Source organism: Achromobacter piechaudii NBRC 102461 (genome assembly GCF_001571245.1).
Taxonomy (GTDB): domain Bacteria; phylum Pseudomonadota; class Gammaproteobacteria; order Burkholderiales; family Burkholderiaceae_B; genus Achromobacter; species Achromobacter piechaudii.
Genome location: NZ_BCTK01000001.1, coordinates 195,491 through 210,709, shown reverse-complemented (window position 1 = coordinate 210,709; position 15,219 = coordinate 195,491). Strand labels below are relative to the sequence as shown.

11 protein-coding genes are annotated in these 15,219 nt (G+C 66.0%); 3 read left to right on the top strand and 8 right to left on the bottom strand.

Features of this window, described 5'->3' with window-relative positions; all coding sequences use genetic code 11:
* Positions 1–25: 25 nt before the first annotated feature.
* On the top strand, positions 26–571 hold the full coding sequence (locus API01S_RS01050; RefSeq protein WP_006220556.1) for a MarR family winged helix-turn-helix transcriptional regulator: 546 nt from the start codon (positions 26–28) through the stop codon (positions 569–571).
* 70 nt (positions 572–641) lie between these two features.
* On the opposite strand, the gene API01S_RS01045 is transcribed toward API01S_RS01050, so the two are convergent.
* From API01S_RS01045 to API01S_RS01015, 7 genes are all read right to left on the bottom strand, one after another.
* On the bottom strand, positions 642–2,363 hold the full coding sequence (locus API01S_RS01045; protein ID WP_061302699.1) for an ABC transporter ATP-binding protein: 1,722 nt from the start codon (positions 2,361–2,363) through the stop codon (positions 642–644).
* The gene (locus API01S_RS01040) at positions 2,360–3,868 is read right to left on the bottom strand and encodes an ABC transporter permease (protein WP_050729937.1); all 1,509 of its coding nucleotides are present in this window, start codon (positions 3,866–3,868) and stop codon (positions 2,360–2,362) included. The genes API01S_RS01045 and API01S_RS01040 overlap by 4 nt, the downstream gene beginning before the upstream one ends.
* Before the next feature lie 5 nt (positions 3,869–3,873).
* A complete protein-coding gene (locus tag API01S_RS01035; RefSeq protein WP_006220559.1) occupies positions 3,874–4,851 on the bottom strand; it encodes an ABC transporter permease in 978 nt (325 codons plus the stop codon).
* Positions 4,848–7,082 carry an ABC transporter substrate-binding protein gene (locus API01S_RS01030; RefSeq protein ID WP_061302697.1) on the bottom strand — a complete coding sequence of 745 codons (2,235 nt, stop codon included), beginning with the start codon at positions 7,080–7,082 and terminating at the stop codon, positions 4,848–4,850. Before API01S_RS01030 ends, API01S_RS01035 begins: the two co-directional genes overlap by 4 nt.
* Positions 7,083–7,186: 104 nt before the next feature.
* Positions 7,187–7,888: a thermonuclease family protein gene (locus tag API01S_RS01025; RefSeq protein ID WP_061302696.1), complete on the bottom strand. Its 702-nt coding sequence runs from the start codon at positions 7,886–7,888 to the stop codon at positions 7,187–7,189.
* Positions 7,889–8,035: 147 nt separating this feature from the next.
* Positions 8,036–9,064 carry a magnesium and cobalt transport protein CorA gene (locus API01S_RS01020; protein ID WP_006220562.1) on the bottom strand — a complete coding sequence of 343 codons (1,029 nt, stop codon included), beginning with the start codon at positions 9,062–9,064 and terminating at the stop codon, positions 8,036–8,038.
* A gap of 67 nt (positions 9,065–9,131) precedes the next feature.
* Positions 9,132–11,231, bottom strand: coding sequence for an ATP-dependent helicase (locus tag API01S_RS01015; protein ID WP_061302693.1), 2,100 nt, complete (start codon positions 11,229–11,231; stop codon positions 9,132–9,134).
* 92 nt (positions 11,232–11,323) lie between these two features.
* Here API01S_RS01015 and API01S_RS01010 point away from each other — a divergent pair, with 92 nt between their 5' ends.
* Positions 11,324–12,220 carry a DUF72 domain-containing protein gene (locus API01S_RS01010; RefSeq protein WP_061302691.1) on the top strand — a complete coding sequence of 299 codons (897 nt, stop codon included), beginning with the start codon at positions 11,324–11,326 and terminating at the stop codon, positions 12,218–12,220.
* A gap of 39 nt (positions 12,221–12,259) precedes the next feature.
* Here API01S_RS01010 and pdxR read toward each other — a convergent pair whose 3' ends face one another.
* Positions 12,260–13,753: a MocR-like pyridoxine biosynthesis transcription factor PdxR gene (pdxR, locus tag API01S_RS01005; protein WP_006220565.1), complete on the bottom strand. Its 1,494-nt coding sequence runs from the start codon at positions 13,751–13,753 to the stop codon at positions 12,260–12,262.
* 96 nt (positions 13,754–13,849) lie between these two features.
* Here pdxR and API01S_RS01000 point away from each other — a divergent pair, with 96 nt between their 5' ends.
* The gene (locus API01S_RS01000; protein ID WP_006220566.1) at positions 13,850–15,112 is read left to right on the top strand and encodes a 4-aminobutyrate--2-oxoglutarate transaminase; all 1,263 of its coding nucleotides are present in this window, start codon (positions 13,850–13,852) and stop codon (positions 15,110–15,112) included.
* Positions 15,113–15,219: the final 107 nt, after the last annotated feature.

The window sequence follows — 15,219 nt, the reverse complement described above, 5'->3', positions numbered from 1 at the left end:
CATTGATCCGCTAAGGAGCGAAATCATGCTGCAACAAGAAACGATCGCCCACCATGAGCATGTGAACGTGATGCCTGAATCCAGCACGAGTGAATTGCGGCCGGGCATGCTCGACGATATCGCCCTGATGCTGGGCCGGCAGTTCTCGGTGTATAACGCCGCGTGCCAGTCGGCCCTGGCCGAAAAGCTGGGCATCCCCCTGGCGGATCTGAAAGCGTTGGAATTGGTGATGGAGTTCGACGCCCTGCCTACCGGGCAGCTCGCCCAGTTGATGGGCATCAGTTCGGGCGGCGCCACCGCCTTGATCAACCGGCTGGAGGCGGCCGGTTATGTCCAGCGTGGCCGCCACCCGCTGGATCGCCGGATGATCGTGATCCGGCCGGTCGAGGAACAGTGCCAGCACCTGGCGCAGGAACGCCAGTGGGTCGCCGACGCAGTGATGCTGATGGCGCGCCGCTACGACACCGCCGAACTGGAAACCGTGCATGCCTTCCTCGCGCAGTGCGTGCGCACGCTGCGGCACGACACGCTGGTCTGGCTGGAGACGCCTAGCTCGCATCACGACCTCTGACGCGGTTGGCGTCCCACCCGGGACGCCAACCTGCCACGCGCCCTGGATCGTCCGGATCAGGGCGCGCTTTTTATTGCGGCGAGGTAGGCGAATCCTTGTCAGACGTGCCAAATTGCAGGCGCGGCACCGCCGCCAGCAAACGGCGCGTCAAGTCCTGGCGAGGCGCATGCAGGACGGCATCGGCATCGCCCAGCTCGACGATGCGGCCGCCGTCCATCACGGCGATGCGGTCCGCCAGATACTCCACCACGCCGAAGTTGTGCGTGATGAACAGATACGCGATGCCCAATTCGTCCTGCAATTCGCGCAGCAGATCCAGAATCTGCGCCTGTACGGACACGTCCAGCGCCGAGGTGGGTTCGTCGCAGATCAGCACCTTGGGCTCCACCGCCAGCGCGCGCGCAATGGCGATGCGCTGGCGCTGGCCGCCCGAAAATTCGTGCGGATAGCGCGTCAGCGTGTTGGCGGGCAAGCCCACGCGTTCGATCAATTGCGCCGCATGGGCCGCGCGCGCCTGCGCGCTCATTGAGCGCCGTAGCGATGCCAGCCCTTCATCCAGGATGTCGCCCACGCGCATGCGCGGGTCGAGCGATGCGTAAGGGTCCTGGAACACGATCTGGATGTCTTGCCGCAGATCGCGCAGCGTGCGGCGGTCGGCCGTCAGCAGATCCTTGCCTTGCAGCATGGCGCGGCCCGAGATGCGCGCGCCGTCGATCAGCCGCAGCAGCGCCTTGCCGGTGGTGGTCTTGCCGCAGCCGGATTCGCCCAGCAAGGCCAGCGTCTCGCCCGCGCGCAGTGTGAACGTGACGCCGTCCACCGCCTTGACCCACGACACGACGCGCCGCAGCGGGCCCTTGCGCACGGGGTAATGCACTTTCAGGTCCTGCACATCCAGCACCACTTCACCCGCGCCGCGCGCCTCGCGCTGGCTGGCGCGCTTGCCTCCATCAGAGGCGATGGCCTGACGGCCCTGCTCGGTCAGCGGCGCGCCGCGCTTGTCGAAGGTGGGAATGGCTTCGAACAGCTGGCGCGCATACGGATGCTTGGGCGCGCGGAAAAATTCCTCGGCGCTGGCGCTTTCCACGATTTCCCCGCCGCGCATCAGCGCGACGTGATGCGCCACGTTCTTGACCACCGCCAGATCATGCGTGATCAGCATCACGGCCATGCCCATCTCGCGCTGGATATCGGCCAGCAGGTCCAGCACCTGGGCCTGCACCGTGACGTCCAGCGCCGTGGTGGGTTCGTCGGCGATCAGCAGCAGCGGTTCGGCCGCCAAGGCGATGGCGATCATGACGCGCTGCTTCTGCCCGCCCGAAAACTGGAACGGATAGTCGTCTACGCGCCGCTCGGGCTCGGGTATGCCCACGCGACGCAGCCAATCGATGGCGCGCGCCCGCGCCGCCGCGCCGCGCAAGGGCGTATGCGCCGTCAGCGTTTCGATGATCTGGTCGCCCACGCGCATGACGGGGTTCAGGCTGGTCGACGGTTCCTGGAAGATGATGCCGATGCGGCCGCCGCGCACGCCGCGCATCGCGCTTTCGGGCAGGCGGTTCAGGTCCTGGCCGTCCAGGTCGATCTGGCCGCCCACGATACGGCCGGCATCCGGCAGCAGCCGCAGCAGCGCCAGCGCCGTGATGCTCTTGCCGCAGCCCGATTCTCCGACCAGCGCGAAAGTCTGGCGCTGGGAAATGGCCAGCTCCAGCCGCTTGACCGCATGCGTCATGCCGGCTTCGCCGGCGATGTCCACGTCCAGGCCACGGACGTCCAGCAAGGGCGTGTCCTGGCTCATGGCGCGTCTCCCGATTTCGAAGGGCGCGGCTCGGCCACCAGCGTCTGGCGACGGCCGAACCAACCGCCCAGGCGCGCCATGCGGCTGGGCTTGTAGCGGCGCGTGCGCGGATCGAAGGCGTCGCGCACGGCGTCGGCAAACAGGTTGGCCGCCAGCACCAGCGCCAGCATGAAAAGAAAAGCGGTCATGAGGCTCCACCAGATCATCGGATCGCGGGACATTTCCAGGCGCGCCCCGTCAATCATCGAACCAAAGGAATTCATGCTGGGGTCCACGCCGATGCCCAGGTAGGACAGCACGGCTTCATACAGCACCAGCCCCGAGAATTCCAGCACCACCGTGATCAGCACCAGATGCGCCACGTTGGGCAACAGGTGCCGCGTCATGATGCGCCAGTGCGACACGCCGAACGCGCGCGCCGCCTGCACGTATTCCAGCTCGCGCAGCTTCAGTGTTTCGGCGCGCAGCAGGCGGCACAGGCCCGCCCAGCCGGTCAGGCCGAGAATCATGCACAGCAGGAACAGCCGCAGGTCCGCGCGCGCCACCGAGGTGTCGAACAGGTCGGCATGGTTGTCGATGTACACCTGCATCATCAACGCGCACGCCGCCACCAGCAGCACGCCGGGAATCGACGTGATGGTCGTGTACAGGTATTGGATGGCGTCGTCGACCTTGCCCTTGAAGTAGCCGGCGGCAATGCCGAAGATGATGGCAGGCGGCAGCATGGCCAGGGTGGTCAGGCTGCCGATGACGAGCGCCGTGCGGATGCTTTTCAGCGCCTGCCACAACACGTCGTTGCCGATGCGGTCCGTGCCCAGCGCGTGGTAGCCGCTGGACAGGCCGGCCAGCGCGCCCGCCGTCAGGCATAGCAGGGTGAAGGTGACGGCCATGGCGCGCCAGGGCACATCGGAATGTCCGCCCAACAGCATCTGCGCCGCCTGCGACGTCGAGCGCGCGCGGCGCGCCAGGCACGCGCCCAGCGCGACGATGGCCACCAGGGCCACGACCAGCCCGCCCGCCAGGCCCCACCCCAGGCGCTTGAGGACATCGGGCACGTGCTGGGTATCGGGGTCGGTCAGGTGCGTGGCCGCGCCGCGCAGGCGCGGAAAATCGCGTACCGGCTTGTCGTCCACCAGCATGGTTTCCTTCAGGAACAGCTTCACGGCCAGCGGCTGCGAGTAGTTTCTTTCAGGCTGGGTCAGCACCGTGCCGGCCAACAGGCCGTCCAGCGCGGACTTGACCACGGGCGCGTAGATGGGCGGCGCGTCGGCGGCTGCGCCCGGCGCGGGCGGCAACTGCGGCCGATAGTGCACGGAATCGAGCAGGCCCACCACCGTGAACGCGGCCAGAATGACGGCCGAACACATGGCGGGCGTGTCGCGCGCAACCCGCCCCCAGGTGGCGCGCAGGTTCGGGCTGCGGCGCGCGCGCCAGATGTAGGCCAGCGCACCCAGCACCATGAGCCACAGCGCGACGTCGGTCCAAAGCAAGACGATCTTGGGCATGGCGGCTACTCGAATCGGACGCGGGGGTCAGCCAGCGTGTAGGAAATGTCGGCCAGGATCAGCCCCACGATGTAGAGCGCCGCGCCCAGGAACACCATGGCGCGCACCACGGAAAAGTCCTGCGCGTTGATGGCGTCGATGGTGTAGCTGCCCAGGCCCGGAATGCCGAAGAAGGATTCCGCGATCAGGCTGCCCATGAACAGCAGCGGCAGCGCGGCGACGGTGCTGGTCAGGATGGGCAGCATCGCGTTGCGCAGCACGTGCCGAAACAGCACGATGCGTTCGGCCAGTCCCTTGGCGCGCGCGGTGCGCACGTAGTCCTTGCCGATTTCTTCCAGGAACAGCGTGCGGTAAAAGCGCGCCTCGGGCCCCAGGCGCGAGACGATGGCGATCAGCACCGGCAACGCCAGGAACTTGACCACGTCCAGCCCGCCCGCGAATCCCGAGAACGGCACCAGCCGCATCAGCTTGGCGAACACCCATTGGCCCGCGATGATGTAGAACAGGCTGGAGATGGACAGCAGCAGCACGCAGACCACCACGCCCCAGAAGTCCAGCCGCGTGGCGCGAAAATACACCAGCGTCAGTGAAAACACGATGCTGACGAACAGCCCCAGCACGAAGGTCGGCACGGCCAGCGCCAGGCTGGGCCCCATGCGCGTCTGGATCTCGCGGCCGATGTCGCGGCCGCTGTCGGACGCGCCGAACTCCATCGCCAGCAAGGGCACCGAACGCTGATAGAAAATCGTGTCGGTCAGTTGGGCGGTTCCCTGCGCCTGCTTGTTGTAGAACAGCGGCTTGTCGTAGCCGCGTTCGACCTTCCATTTTTCCACCGCGTCCTGGCTGGCGCGCTGCCCGCCGATAGCCAGGCGCGCCATGTCATCGGGCGTGTTGACCGCGAAGAACAGGATGAAGGTGAACAGGTTCACGCCGATCAGAATCAGCACGCCATACAGCAGCCGGCGGATCACGTAGCCGATCATGATTGATCCTCCTTGCGCGCCACCGGGCCAAAGGCGGTCTGGCGTTCGCGGCGCTTGAGCGCGATGTAGGACGGCCAGATCGCCAGCGCCAGCAGCAGCACGAACAGCCCGATCGGCCACCACTTTGGGACGTTCCATTCATCGATCTTCTGCTGCCGCAGGGCTGGATCGATCTTCATGTATTGCAGCGTATTGCGCACCATCTGCGTCGGCTTGGCGTTGCCCACCCACTGCTGATACGCCCCGCCCGACATCGGGAAGTAGCCGAACATCCACGGCGCGTCGCGTTGCACGATCGCTACCATCTTGGCGATCAGCTGCTCTTTCTCGGGACCGTCGTCCAGGAATTTCATTTGCTCGAACAGTTTGTCGAATTCAGGGCTGTCGTAGTTGGCCGCGTTCTCGCCGCCCCCGCGCGCCTTGGCGTTGGGGCCGTAGAGCAGAAACAGGAAGTTCTCGGCGTCGGGGTAATCGGCGTTCCAGCCCCACAGGAAGATCTGCGCGGCGCCGCGCTTCATCTTGTCCTGAAAGCGGTTGTAGTCGGTTGACCGCACATCCAGCTGCACGCCGATCTTGGCCATCTGCCGGCGCATCCAGTCAAAGCGCGGGTTCGATCCGCCACCCTGCATGGCGTCGTAATACAGCACCAGCGGCGCGCCGGTCTTGGCGTTGCGGCCGTCGGGGTAGCCTGCTTCGGCCAACAACCGCTTGGCCACGTCGACGGACTTGCGCACCGGCTTGCCATCGACCAGGTCATAGACCACCGGGTTCACGCCTTCGGGCGGTTCGCGGTAGCCCAGCACGCCGGGCGGCACGGGGCCTTGCGCCACTGATGCCTGATCGTTCTCGAAGACGGTGACGAATTCTTCCCAGTCGAACACGATGCTGATGGCCTGGCGCAGCTTGCGGTTCTTCTCGGCCTGTTCGGGCGTGTCGCCCTTGCCGACCACCGGATCCAGCCAGTTGAAGCCCATATACCAGTTGGCGGTTTCGACCGTAGTGGGCAGGCGGATGCCGTGTTCCCGATATTGCTTGGCCTTGTCCTGGCTATCGCCGGCCGCCACCAGCATCGCCACGCCGTATTCGCCGCGCTCGATCTGCGGCACGTCGTAATAGCCCTGCATGAACTTGCCGATCAGCGGAATGGCTTCTTTTTCCAGGCTGAATACCGCGCGGTCGATGAAGGGCGTGGGCTTGCCGCAATCGGCCAGCAGGCCCGCTTCCTTGTCGCCGGGTTCGCCCTCGCAGGGATAGGTTTCGCCATGGAAGTTGGGGTTGCGCACCAGCACGTGGCGGCGGTTCTGCAAGGACTCGGCCATCATGTACGGGCCGGTGCCGACGGGCCAGGTGTTCAGCGACAGGTCGTGCGCCGCCATACCCGGCTGGCTGTAGAAGCGGTCGGCCTCCCAGGGGATGGGCGCGGTGAACGTCATGGCCAGCCAGTATTTGAACTGGGGGTATTTGCCCTTGACCCGGATGCGCAGCGTGTGCGGGTCCAGGGCCTGGACGCCCGTGAAGCCGTCGGCTTCGCGCAAATCCAGCCAGGGCGCGGCGCCGCCGCCGGGGATATCGCGGCGCAGATCCTGGTCGCGCTTGCGCAGGCGGTCGCCATATTCCTGCATGCCGACCACGTAGTCGGCCATCACGGAATAGATGGGCGATACCACGCGCGGGCTGGCCAGCCGGCGAAACGCGTAGACGTAGTCATCCGCCGTCAGCTCGCGCGTTCCCGTGCGGGGGAAGTCGGGGATGTAGTACTTGTCCTTGAGTTCCTCTTCCTGGAGCGGGAAGTAGTCGTAGCTGCCATCGGTCTTGCGCGCAAACGCGGGGTGCGGCTGAAAGCGCACGCCAGGACGGATCTTGATGTCGTAGACACTTTGCGCGATCTGCTCGCCCGGCGCGTCGGCCGGCAAGGGCTTGCCCTGGGCGTCCAGATACTGCGGCGGGTCGATGGTTTGAGCGGCGCGCGGCACCAGTTCATAGGGCCGCTTCAGGTAGTGATAGCCGTACAGCGGTTCGTAGATGTTGTAGGTATAGGGCGTTTCGTCGCCGGAATACGAGCTTGCCGGATCCAGGTACTTGGGCGAGCGCTGCACGAACGCGGAGTAGAACGTGTTCTGGCTTTCGGCGCCGGACGGATACGGGCTGTTGATGGGGCTTTCTTGCGAGCAGCCCGCCAGCGCCAGCAACATCAGCATGGCTGTCGCCCTGAGCCGCTTCATTGCAAGCATGGAAACCTTCCCTTCAAAACGTTGCGACAGAGGATAGCAAACGCGGAACGCGGCCAGTACCCAGGCATGCCCTAGCGGATGCACGGGGCGGACTCCCCCGCTTGTCACCCGCACTGGCGCTGACGCCAGCAGTCGTAGCGCCACTTCCACGGTTGCACCGCGCCCTCTTGCGCCCATAGCCCACGCCGCGCTTGCTGCGCCTGCCGTTGCAGGCCGGTCATGGCCGTGTCGCGCAGGTAATCGCCGCGCCTGGCGGTGTAGGCCCAGGCGTAGCCGGCCTGCACCTGCATGCGATTGGCCGAGGACCCGTTATCGAGGATCAGCGCGCAGACGTCGCGGCCGTACTGGTCTTGTTCATAGCATTGCGCGGTCAGCGTCTTGCCCGCTACCAGGTCGGCCAGGTTCTTGCGGGACGCCTCGGCAAAGGGTTGGCCGGGTTGGTCGGCGCCATGGCCTTCTTCGGGCGCGTCGATGCTGTCCATGCGGATGCGCCGCTGGCCATCGCGCGCGCGCAGGGTGACGGTGTCGCCGTCCGCCACGTTGACGATCACGCCGGTCAGGGTGTAGCTGCCCTTTGGGACGCCATCGGCCAGCGCGGGGCCGGATTGCGGGGAGGACGGGGCGGAGGACGGCGGGGCCGACGAAGACGACCCGCTGCGGGACGAACCCGGGCGCGACGCGGAGGGCGAGTCACCTTGCCCGGCAGGTTGCAGCCAGTTCACGATGGCGCCCGCCGCCGCGAGGATCACGGCAACGATCAGGGCGGTCAGCTTGCCGCCGCCGCGAAATGGGGGTTTGCCACGCACCGGCCGGCTCCAGATGAGAAACGCGGCAAGTGTGCCACAGGCGACCTGCTTTTTTACAGGGAGCGTGCGGAAAAGGTCACGCCCGAGCCCGGCGCGGAGCCGGCGCGGGGTCGGCCTTATAGCCAGCCGGACTTGCGCGCCCCCTTCCTACAGCCAGCCGGACTTGCGGAAGCGCCAGTACAGGACCGAACAGATCGAGGCGATGACACCCAGCGTGATGGGATAGCCCCAGGGCGATTTCAGCTCCGGCATGAATTCGAAGTTCATGCCATAGATGCCGGCGATGGCCGTGGGCACCGCCAGGATGGCGGCCCAGGACGCCAGCTTGCGCGTCGTGTCGTTCTGCGCGGCCTGGCCGATCATCAGGCTGGCTTCAAAGGCAAACGCCAGCGATTCCCGCAAGGCGTTGAAGAGCTCGTCCACGCGCAGCACGCGGTCAGCGACCTCGCCAAAATACGGTCGAGCGTGTTCGTCCACCGCCGACATTTCAACGCGCGCCAGCCGTCGGCATATCTCAGCCATCGGCGAGACCACGGTGTGTATGCGCAGCAGGTCGCGGCGCTGGCGATACAGCCTGCGGATGTCGGCATCCTTGGCGCCACGGATCAGCAGTTTCTGTTCGGCGCCCTCGACCACGGTTTCGATCTTGCCGGCCGCCGCGACATAGCGGTCGACCAGCCAGTCCAGCACTTCCGAGGCGACGTAGTCGCTGCCCCGCTTGAGCAGGTCGGGCGAGGCTTCCAGCCGTTCGCGCAAGGGGCTGTGCGCCGCGGTCGCGCCGCGCCGCACGGTGACCAGAAAGCCGTCGCCGATCAGCAGCTGGGTTTCGCCGAAGACGGGCCGTTCGGCCTCGACCTCGACCGTGATGGTCACGATCAGGACCATGTTGCCGTAGTCGATGATCTTGGGCCGCCGATGCGGTTCAAGCATTTCTTCCTGGTTCTTGCCGCAGGCGCCAAGCTCGCCCGTGACGCGCGCCAGCAATTCGGGGGTGGGATTGCGCAGGCCGATCCACAACATGCCGGGCGGCTGACCCTGGGCCTGGCTGCTGTATCGGCCGATGTGCTGACCGACTTCATCGATAGGTACTTCGCGGTCGCGACGGCCGTTCACGTAGGCAATCGACGCCACGACCTCGCCTTTGTGGACGTCGGCGAAATTCTCTTCAGTGGACATGAACACCCTTTGGCAATGCGATCCCTACCGAACAACTTATGGCATTCGCCGATGATAGCCCAGCCGCTCAGAACAGGTTGCGCACCCGCCGCGTGACGTCGATGGCGGGCGCTTGCGGCTCTTTGGGCTGGCCGCCCACGGGCAGATCGGCAAGCGCTGGCGGACGCGGCAGGTGCTCGAACAGCGGCAGCATCGCGTTGGTGATGTAGCGCGTGCGCGAGCCGTAGACGTGGCGGTCGCCCATGCCGGTCTGCTGGTGCACGTAGAAGCGCTGCGGCACGATCAGTTGCAGCCGTTCCTTGGCGCGCGTCATGGCCACATACAGCAGCCGCCGTTCTTCTTCGATCTCTTCGGCGGTGCCGGTGCTCATGTCGGAGGGGATGCAGCCATCGACCACATTCAGCACGTAGACAGCCTTCCATTCCTGGCCCTTGGCCGAGTGGATGGTGGACAGGATCATGTAGTCTTCGTCGCGCGAGGGCGCGCCGGATTCGTCGCTGGTGGCGTCGGGCGGGTCCAGCGTCAGTTCGGTCAGGAAGCGCTCGCGCGTGGGGTAGCCGGCCGCCAGCCGCACCAGTTGATCCAGATCCGTCTTGCGCACCCGCGCGTCGTCGTACAGGCGTTCGAGCTGGGCCGCGTACCAGCGCAGCGCCAGGTCCACGTCGGCGGGCCAGCGCAGGCTCGGGTCGCACAGCGCTGCGTAGGTGTCGGCGAACGCGCCCCATTCCTGCTGCGCCGCCGCGCCCGGCTTGAATTCGCGCAGCGCGCGCAAGGGCTCGGGGCTGGCGGCCATGGCGTCCATCAGCTTGCCGGCCGTGGCCGGACCGATGCCCGGCATCAGCTGCGCCACCCGAAAGCCCGCCATGCGGCCGCGCGGGTTCTCGGCCCAGCGCAGCAAGGACAGCAGGTCCTTGACGTGCGCGGCTTCCAGGAAGCGCAGGCCGCCGAATTTCACGAAGGGAATATTGCGCCGGGTCAGCTCAAGTTCCAGCGCGGCGCTATGGCTGGACGTGCGGAACAGCGCGGCCTGCGACTTCAACGTGGCGCCGCCTTCGCGCTGCGCCAACACCTGATCGGCGACCCAGCGCGCCTGCCCTGCTTCATCGCTGACCGTGACCAGTTCGGGCAGTTGCGACGAGGCGCGGTCGGTCCAGAGGTCTTTGGCGAAGCGCTCGGTCGCCAGGCCGATCACCGCGTTGGACGCGGTCAGGATGGGCTGGGTCGAGCGGTAGTTGCGGTCCAGCGTGATGACGCGGGCGGGCTTGGGAAACTGCGCGGGAAAGTCCAGGATGTTGCGCACGGTGGCGGCGCGGAAGGAATAGATGGATTGCGCGTCGTCGCCCACCACGGTCAGGCCACGGCCGTCTGGCTTCATGGCCAGCAGGATGGCGGACTGCAAGCGGTTCGTGTCCTGATATTCGTCGACCAGCACGTGGTCGAAGCGCGCGCCGACATCGGCCGCGATGCCGGTGTCGGTCATCATCTCAGACCAATACAGCAGCAGATCGTCGTAATCGAGCACCTGCTGGTCCTGCTTGGCGGCCACATAGCCCCGAAACAGCGTTTTCAGTTCGTCTTCCCATTGCGCGCACCAGGGGAATGACGTTTTGAGCACGTCGGCCACCGGGCTCTGGCTATTGATGACGCGCGAGTAGATCGCCAGGCAGGTGCCTTTCAGCGGAAAACGCGACTTGGTCGATGACAGACCCTGCTCGTGCCGGACCATGCCCATCAGGTCTTCGGCGTCGCCCCGGTCGTGGATGGTGAAGGCTTCAGACAGCCCGATGCGCAAGGCGCAATCGCGCAGCAGCCGCGCGCCGATGGCGTGGAAGGTGCCCGCCCAGGGTAGCGACGGCGCTTGCTGCGAGCCGCGCAGGTTCATGACCCGTTGCAGCACGCTGCCCACGCGTCGATCCATTTCCTGGGCCGCGCGGCGCGAGAACGTCAGCAGCAGCATGCGTTGGGGGTCGGCGCCATTGAGGATCAGGTGCGCCACCCGATGCGCCAGCGTATTGGTCTTGCCCGAGCCGGCCCCGGCTATCACCAGCAAGGGGCCGTCGTCGCCCGCCGTCGCGCCCACGCCGAATTCGGCGGCTTCGCGCTGGGCGGGGTTCAGATCGGCTAGGGGATCGGGGCGGGTGTTGGGGGTGGATTCGTGGTCGGGCATGACGGCAAGTACGCCAAATGACTGGCTATTTATCCAGCTATCATAGCAGCGTAGCCGCCCCGCCCCGCGCGCCCCAATCTTGTCTTGTCGCCATGCGTATCCTGACCGGCACCGCCTCCTGGACCGATCCCACCCTGCTTGCCTGCGGGCGTTTTTACCCGCCCGATGCGCGCAGCGCCGAAGCGCGGCTGCGCTTTTATGCTTCGCGTTTTTCGCTGGCGGAAGTCGATTCCAGCTACTACGCCCTGCCCTCGGCCACCAACGCCTATGCCTGGGCGCAGCGCACGCCCGATGACTTCGTCTTCAACATCAAGGCCTTTCGCCTGTTCACGGGCCACCAGACGCCGCTGGCAGCGCTGCCCCAGGACATTGCGCGCGAACTCGAAGATTGGCCCGATCCCGTCATCTATCACCGCCAGATGCCCGAGGACCTGCGCGACGAACTCTGGCGCCGCTATCAACTGGCCCTGGAGCCGCTGCGCATGCCGGGCAAGCTGGGCGCGGTGCATTTCCAGTTTCCGCCCTGGATCCGGCGCGATGCGCGCGGGCGCGCCCATGTCGCCGACTGCGCGCAGCGCATGCAAGAGCATTTGATATCCGTGGAATTTCGCCATCGCAGCTGGTTCGACAGCCCCGCCGCCATCGCCGACACACTGGCCTTCGAACGCGATCTTGGCGTGGTGCATACGGTGGTCGACGCGCCGCAGGGCTTCGAGAACACGGTGCCCGCCATCTGGGAAAGCACGCATCCCGACCTGACGCTGCTGCGCCTGCACGGCCGCAATGCGGCCACGTGGAATGCATCGGGCAGCGCCTCGTCCGGGCGCTTCCAATATGAATACTCCGAACAGGAACTGGCCGAATTGGTTGAACGGTTTACGCGGCTGGCCGGGCAAAGCGCGCAGGCCCATGCCGTGTTCAACACCAATTTCGAAGACCAGGGTATGCGCAACGCCGCCGCGTTCGCCACGGCGCTGCTGCCCTTTTAGCTGCTGCCCTTTTAGCTGCTGCCCTTTTAATTGCCGGCATCAAGCCGCGGCGGGCTTGCGCGCCACTTCGGCCAGGCTTTCCAGCAGCACCTCGAATTTGCGCGCGATATCGTGTTCGGGCACGCAGGCGTATCCCAGCAGCAGCCCCGGCCGCCGCCCTTCGGCATTGACGTAGTAGCGCGACAACGCACGGGTCAGCACGCCCTTGCTGCGCGCCACGTCCACGACGCGCAGGTCGTCCATGTTCAGCGGCAAGGTCAGCACCAGATGCAGCCCCGCCATGCTGGCATCGCGGTGCAGCCATTCCGGGCCCAGCCGGCGTTCGATCAGGTTGACCAGCATCGCGCGGCGGCGTCCGTACAGCATACGCATGCGACGGATGTGCGCGGCGTAATGCCCTTCTGAAATGAACGTGGCCAGCGCCGCGTGCGTCATCAGGTGGCCTTCGCGATAAAGCTCCGCGTGCGCTGCCTGAAAAGCGGCGGTCAGCGGCTTGGGCAGCACCAGGTAGCCCACGCGCAGTCCGGGATACAGGGTCTTGCTGAAGGTGCCCATATAGATGACGGGCGCGTCGGGCTCCAGGCCCAGCAGGGAAGCGATGGGGCGGCCCGAGAAACGGAATTCGCTGTCGTAATCGTCTTCGATGATCCAGCTGCCGCTTTGCCGCGCCACGGCCAGCAACTGGCGCCGCCGCGCCAGCGACATCACCGGCCCCAGCGGATATTGGTGCGAGGGCGTGACGAAGATGAAGCGCGGCGGCGTGCCGCCCGGTTCGGGCAGCCGCATGCCCTCTTCGTCCACCGGCAGGTGCACCGTGTGCAGGCCATTGGCTTGCAGGATGGTGCGCGCGCCCCAGTAGCCGGGGTCTTCGACCCAGGCGGTTTCGCCAGCTTCGCCCAGGATGCGCGTGGTCAGGTCGATGGCCTGGTGCGAACCTTCGGTGATGATGATCTGGTCGGGGTCGCAATCGATGGAACGGGTCAACGCCAGATGTTGGGCGAGCGCTTCGCGCAGCGCCGGCAGGCCGCCGCCGTAGGCATAGGTCAGCAGGTCGGGCGACGGATTGCGCCACAGGTTGCTGACGATGCGGCCAAATTTCTTATGGGGGAATTCGGTCAGGTCGGGCACGCCGGGCATGAACGCGCCCCATTGATAGGGCGAAGCCGATACGCCGTCCACGATGGCCGCGCCGCGCGCCGACAGGGCTGCGCCGGGCTGGGCCGGCGCGGGCTGGCGCAGGCGTCGGCCGCTGGCCAGATAAGAGTCGGGAACCGAGGCGTTGACGAAGGTGCCATTGCCTTGCCGGCTGCGTGTATAGCCTTCGGCGAGCAGCTGGCTATAGACGTGAACCACGGTGTTGCGGGCAATGCCCAGCTCGGTGGCCAGGTCGCGCGTGGCGGGCAAACGCGAGTCGGCGGCGATGGCGCCATCCAGGATCGCTTCGCGGATTCCGCGATACAGCCGCTTGTTCATGGGCTCGCTGGATCCGTCGGCCAGACGCAGCAGCAGCAAGTCACCTACAATGGACCGCAATTGGTTCTACCTGTTTTATCAAAGTGGTTCCCACAAATGGGGCCATCGTAGCATTAAATAAGGTTTTTCCCGCCCACCCTGTTCATCGAGGCTGAGATGAAGAATCAAGACCTGAATACCCGCCGTTCCCTGGCCACGCCGCGCGGCGTTGGCGTCATGTGCGACTTCTATGCAGTGCGCGCCGAGAACGCCACGCTGTGGGACGCCAACGGCAAGGAATACATCGATTTCGCGGGCGGTATTGCAGTGCTCAATACCGGCCACCTGCACCCCAAGGTCAAGGCCGCCGTCGCCGCCCAGCTCGACAACTTCACGCACACGGCCTACCAGATCGTTCCCTACGAAAGCTATATTTCGCTGGCCGAACGCATCAACCGCCTGGCCCCCATCGACGGCCTGAAGAAGACCGCCTTCTTCACCACCGGCGTCGAAGCCGTTGAAAACGCAATCAAGATCGCGCGCTCGGCCACCGGCCGTTCGGGCGTCATCGCCTTCTCGGGTTCGTTCCACGGCCGCACCATGCTGGGCATGGCGCTGACCGGCAAGGTCGCCCCGTACAAGCTGTCCTTCGGCCCGATGCCGGGCGACATCTATCACGTGCCGTTCCCCAACGCCACGCAGTCGATCAGCATCGCCGATTCGCTCAAGGCGATTGATCTGCTGTTCAAGTGCGACATCGATCCCAAGCGCGTCGCCGCGATCATCATCGAACCGGTGCAAGGCGAAGGCGGCTTCAACATCACCCCGCCCGAACTGATGAGCGCGCTGCGCAAGATCTGCGACGAGCACGGCATCCTGTTGATCGCCGACGAAGTGCAGACGGGCTTTGGCCGCACCGGCAAGCTCTACGCCATGGAACACCATTCGGTGCAGGCCGACCTCATCACCATGGCCAAGAGCCTGGGCGGCGGCTTCCCGATTTCGGGCGTGGTCGGCCGCGCCGACGTCATGGACGGCCCGGCTGCTGGCGGCCTGGGCGGCACCTACGCCGGCAACCCGCTGGCGGTCGCCGCGGCCCATGCCGTGCTGGACGTGATCGCTGAAGAAAAGCTGTGCGATCGCGCCAACGTGCTGGGCGAGAAGCTGCGCAACCACCTGGAAGGCCTGCGCGCCAAGGTGCCGGGCATCGCCGACGTGCGCGGCCTGGGTTCGATGGTGGCGCTGGAACTGAACGACGCCAATGGCCGTCCGGACGCCGACGCGGTCAAGCGTGTTCAGGCCCGCGCGCTGGAACAAGGGCTTATCCTGTTGAGCTGCGGCGTCTATGGCAACGTGCTGCGTTTCCTGTACCCGCTGACCATCCCCGACGCGCAATTCGATCGCGCGCTGGCGATTCTGTCCGACGCACTGGCAGCGTAAGGTTCACGGCCTGAACCCTGTTCAAGGGCCACGGGCACGGAGTTTGCGGGCGTCGCGGATCTTTCCGCCGCGCCCGCAGCCGCTTCCTGGCCCCGCTGGAATCCATT

Excerpts from the sequence above, each read along its gene's own strand:
- API01S_RS01035 (WP_006220559.1), bottom strand. The coding sequence starts at position 4,851 with ATGATCGGCTACGTGATCCGCCGGCTGCTGTATGGCGTGCTGATTCTG.
- API01S_RS01010 (WP_061302691.1), top strand. The coding sequence starts at position 11,324 with ATGCGTATCCTGACCGGCACCGCCTCCTGGACCGATCCCACCCTGCTT.
- API01S_RS01045 (WP_061302699.1), bottom strand. The coding sequence starts at position 2,363 with ATGAGCCAGGACACGCCCTTGCTGGACGTCCGTGGCCTGGACGTGGAC.
- API01S_RS01000 (WP_006220566.1), top strand. The coding sequence starts at position 13,850 with ATGAAGAATCAAGACCTGAATACCCGCCGTTCCCTGGCCACGCCGCGC.
- API01S_RS01020 (WP_006220562.1), bottom strand. The coding sequence starts at position 9,064 with ATGTCCACTGAAGAGAATTTCGCCGACGTCCACAAAGGCGAGGTCGTG.
- API01S_RS01050 (WP_006220556.1), top strand. The coding sequence starts at position 26 with ATGCTGCAACAAGAAACGATCGCCCACCATGAGCATGTGAACGTGATG.
- API01S_RS01030 (WP_061302697.1), bottom strand. The coding sequence starts at position 7,082 with ATGCTTGCAATGAAGCGGCTCAGGGCGACAGCCATGCTGATGTTGCTG.
- API01S_RS01040 (WP_050729937.1), bottom strand. The coding sequence starts at position 3,868 with ATGCCCAAGATCGTCTTGCTTTGGACCGACGTCGCGCTGTGGCTCATG.
- API01S_RS01015 (WP_061302693.1), bottom strand. The coding sequence starts at position 11,231 with ATGCCCGACCACGAATCCACCCCCAACACCCGCCCCGATCCCCTAGCC.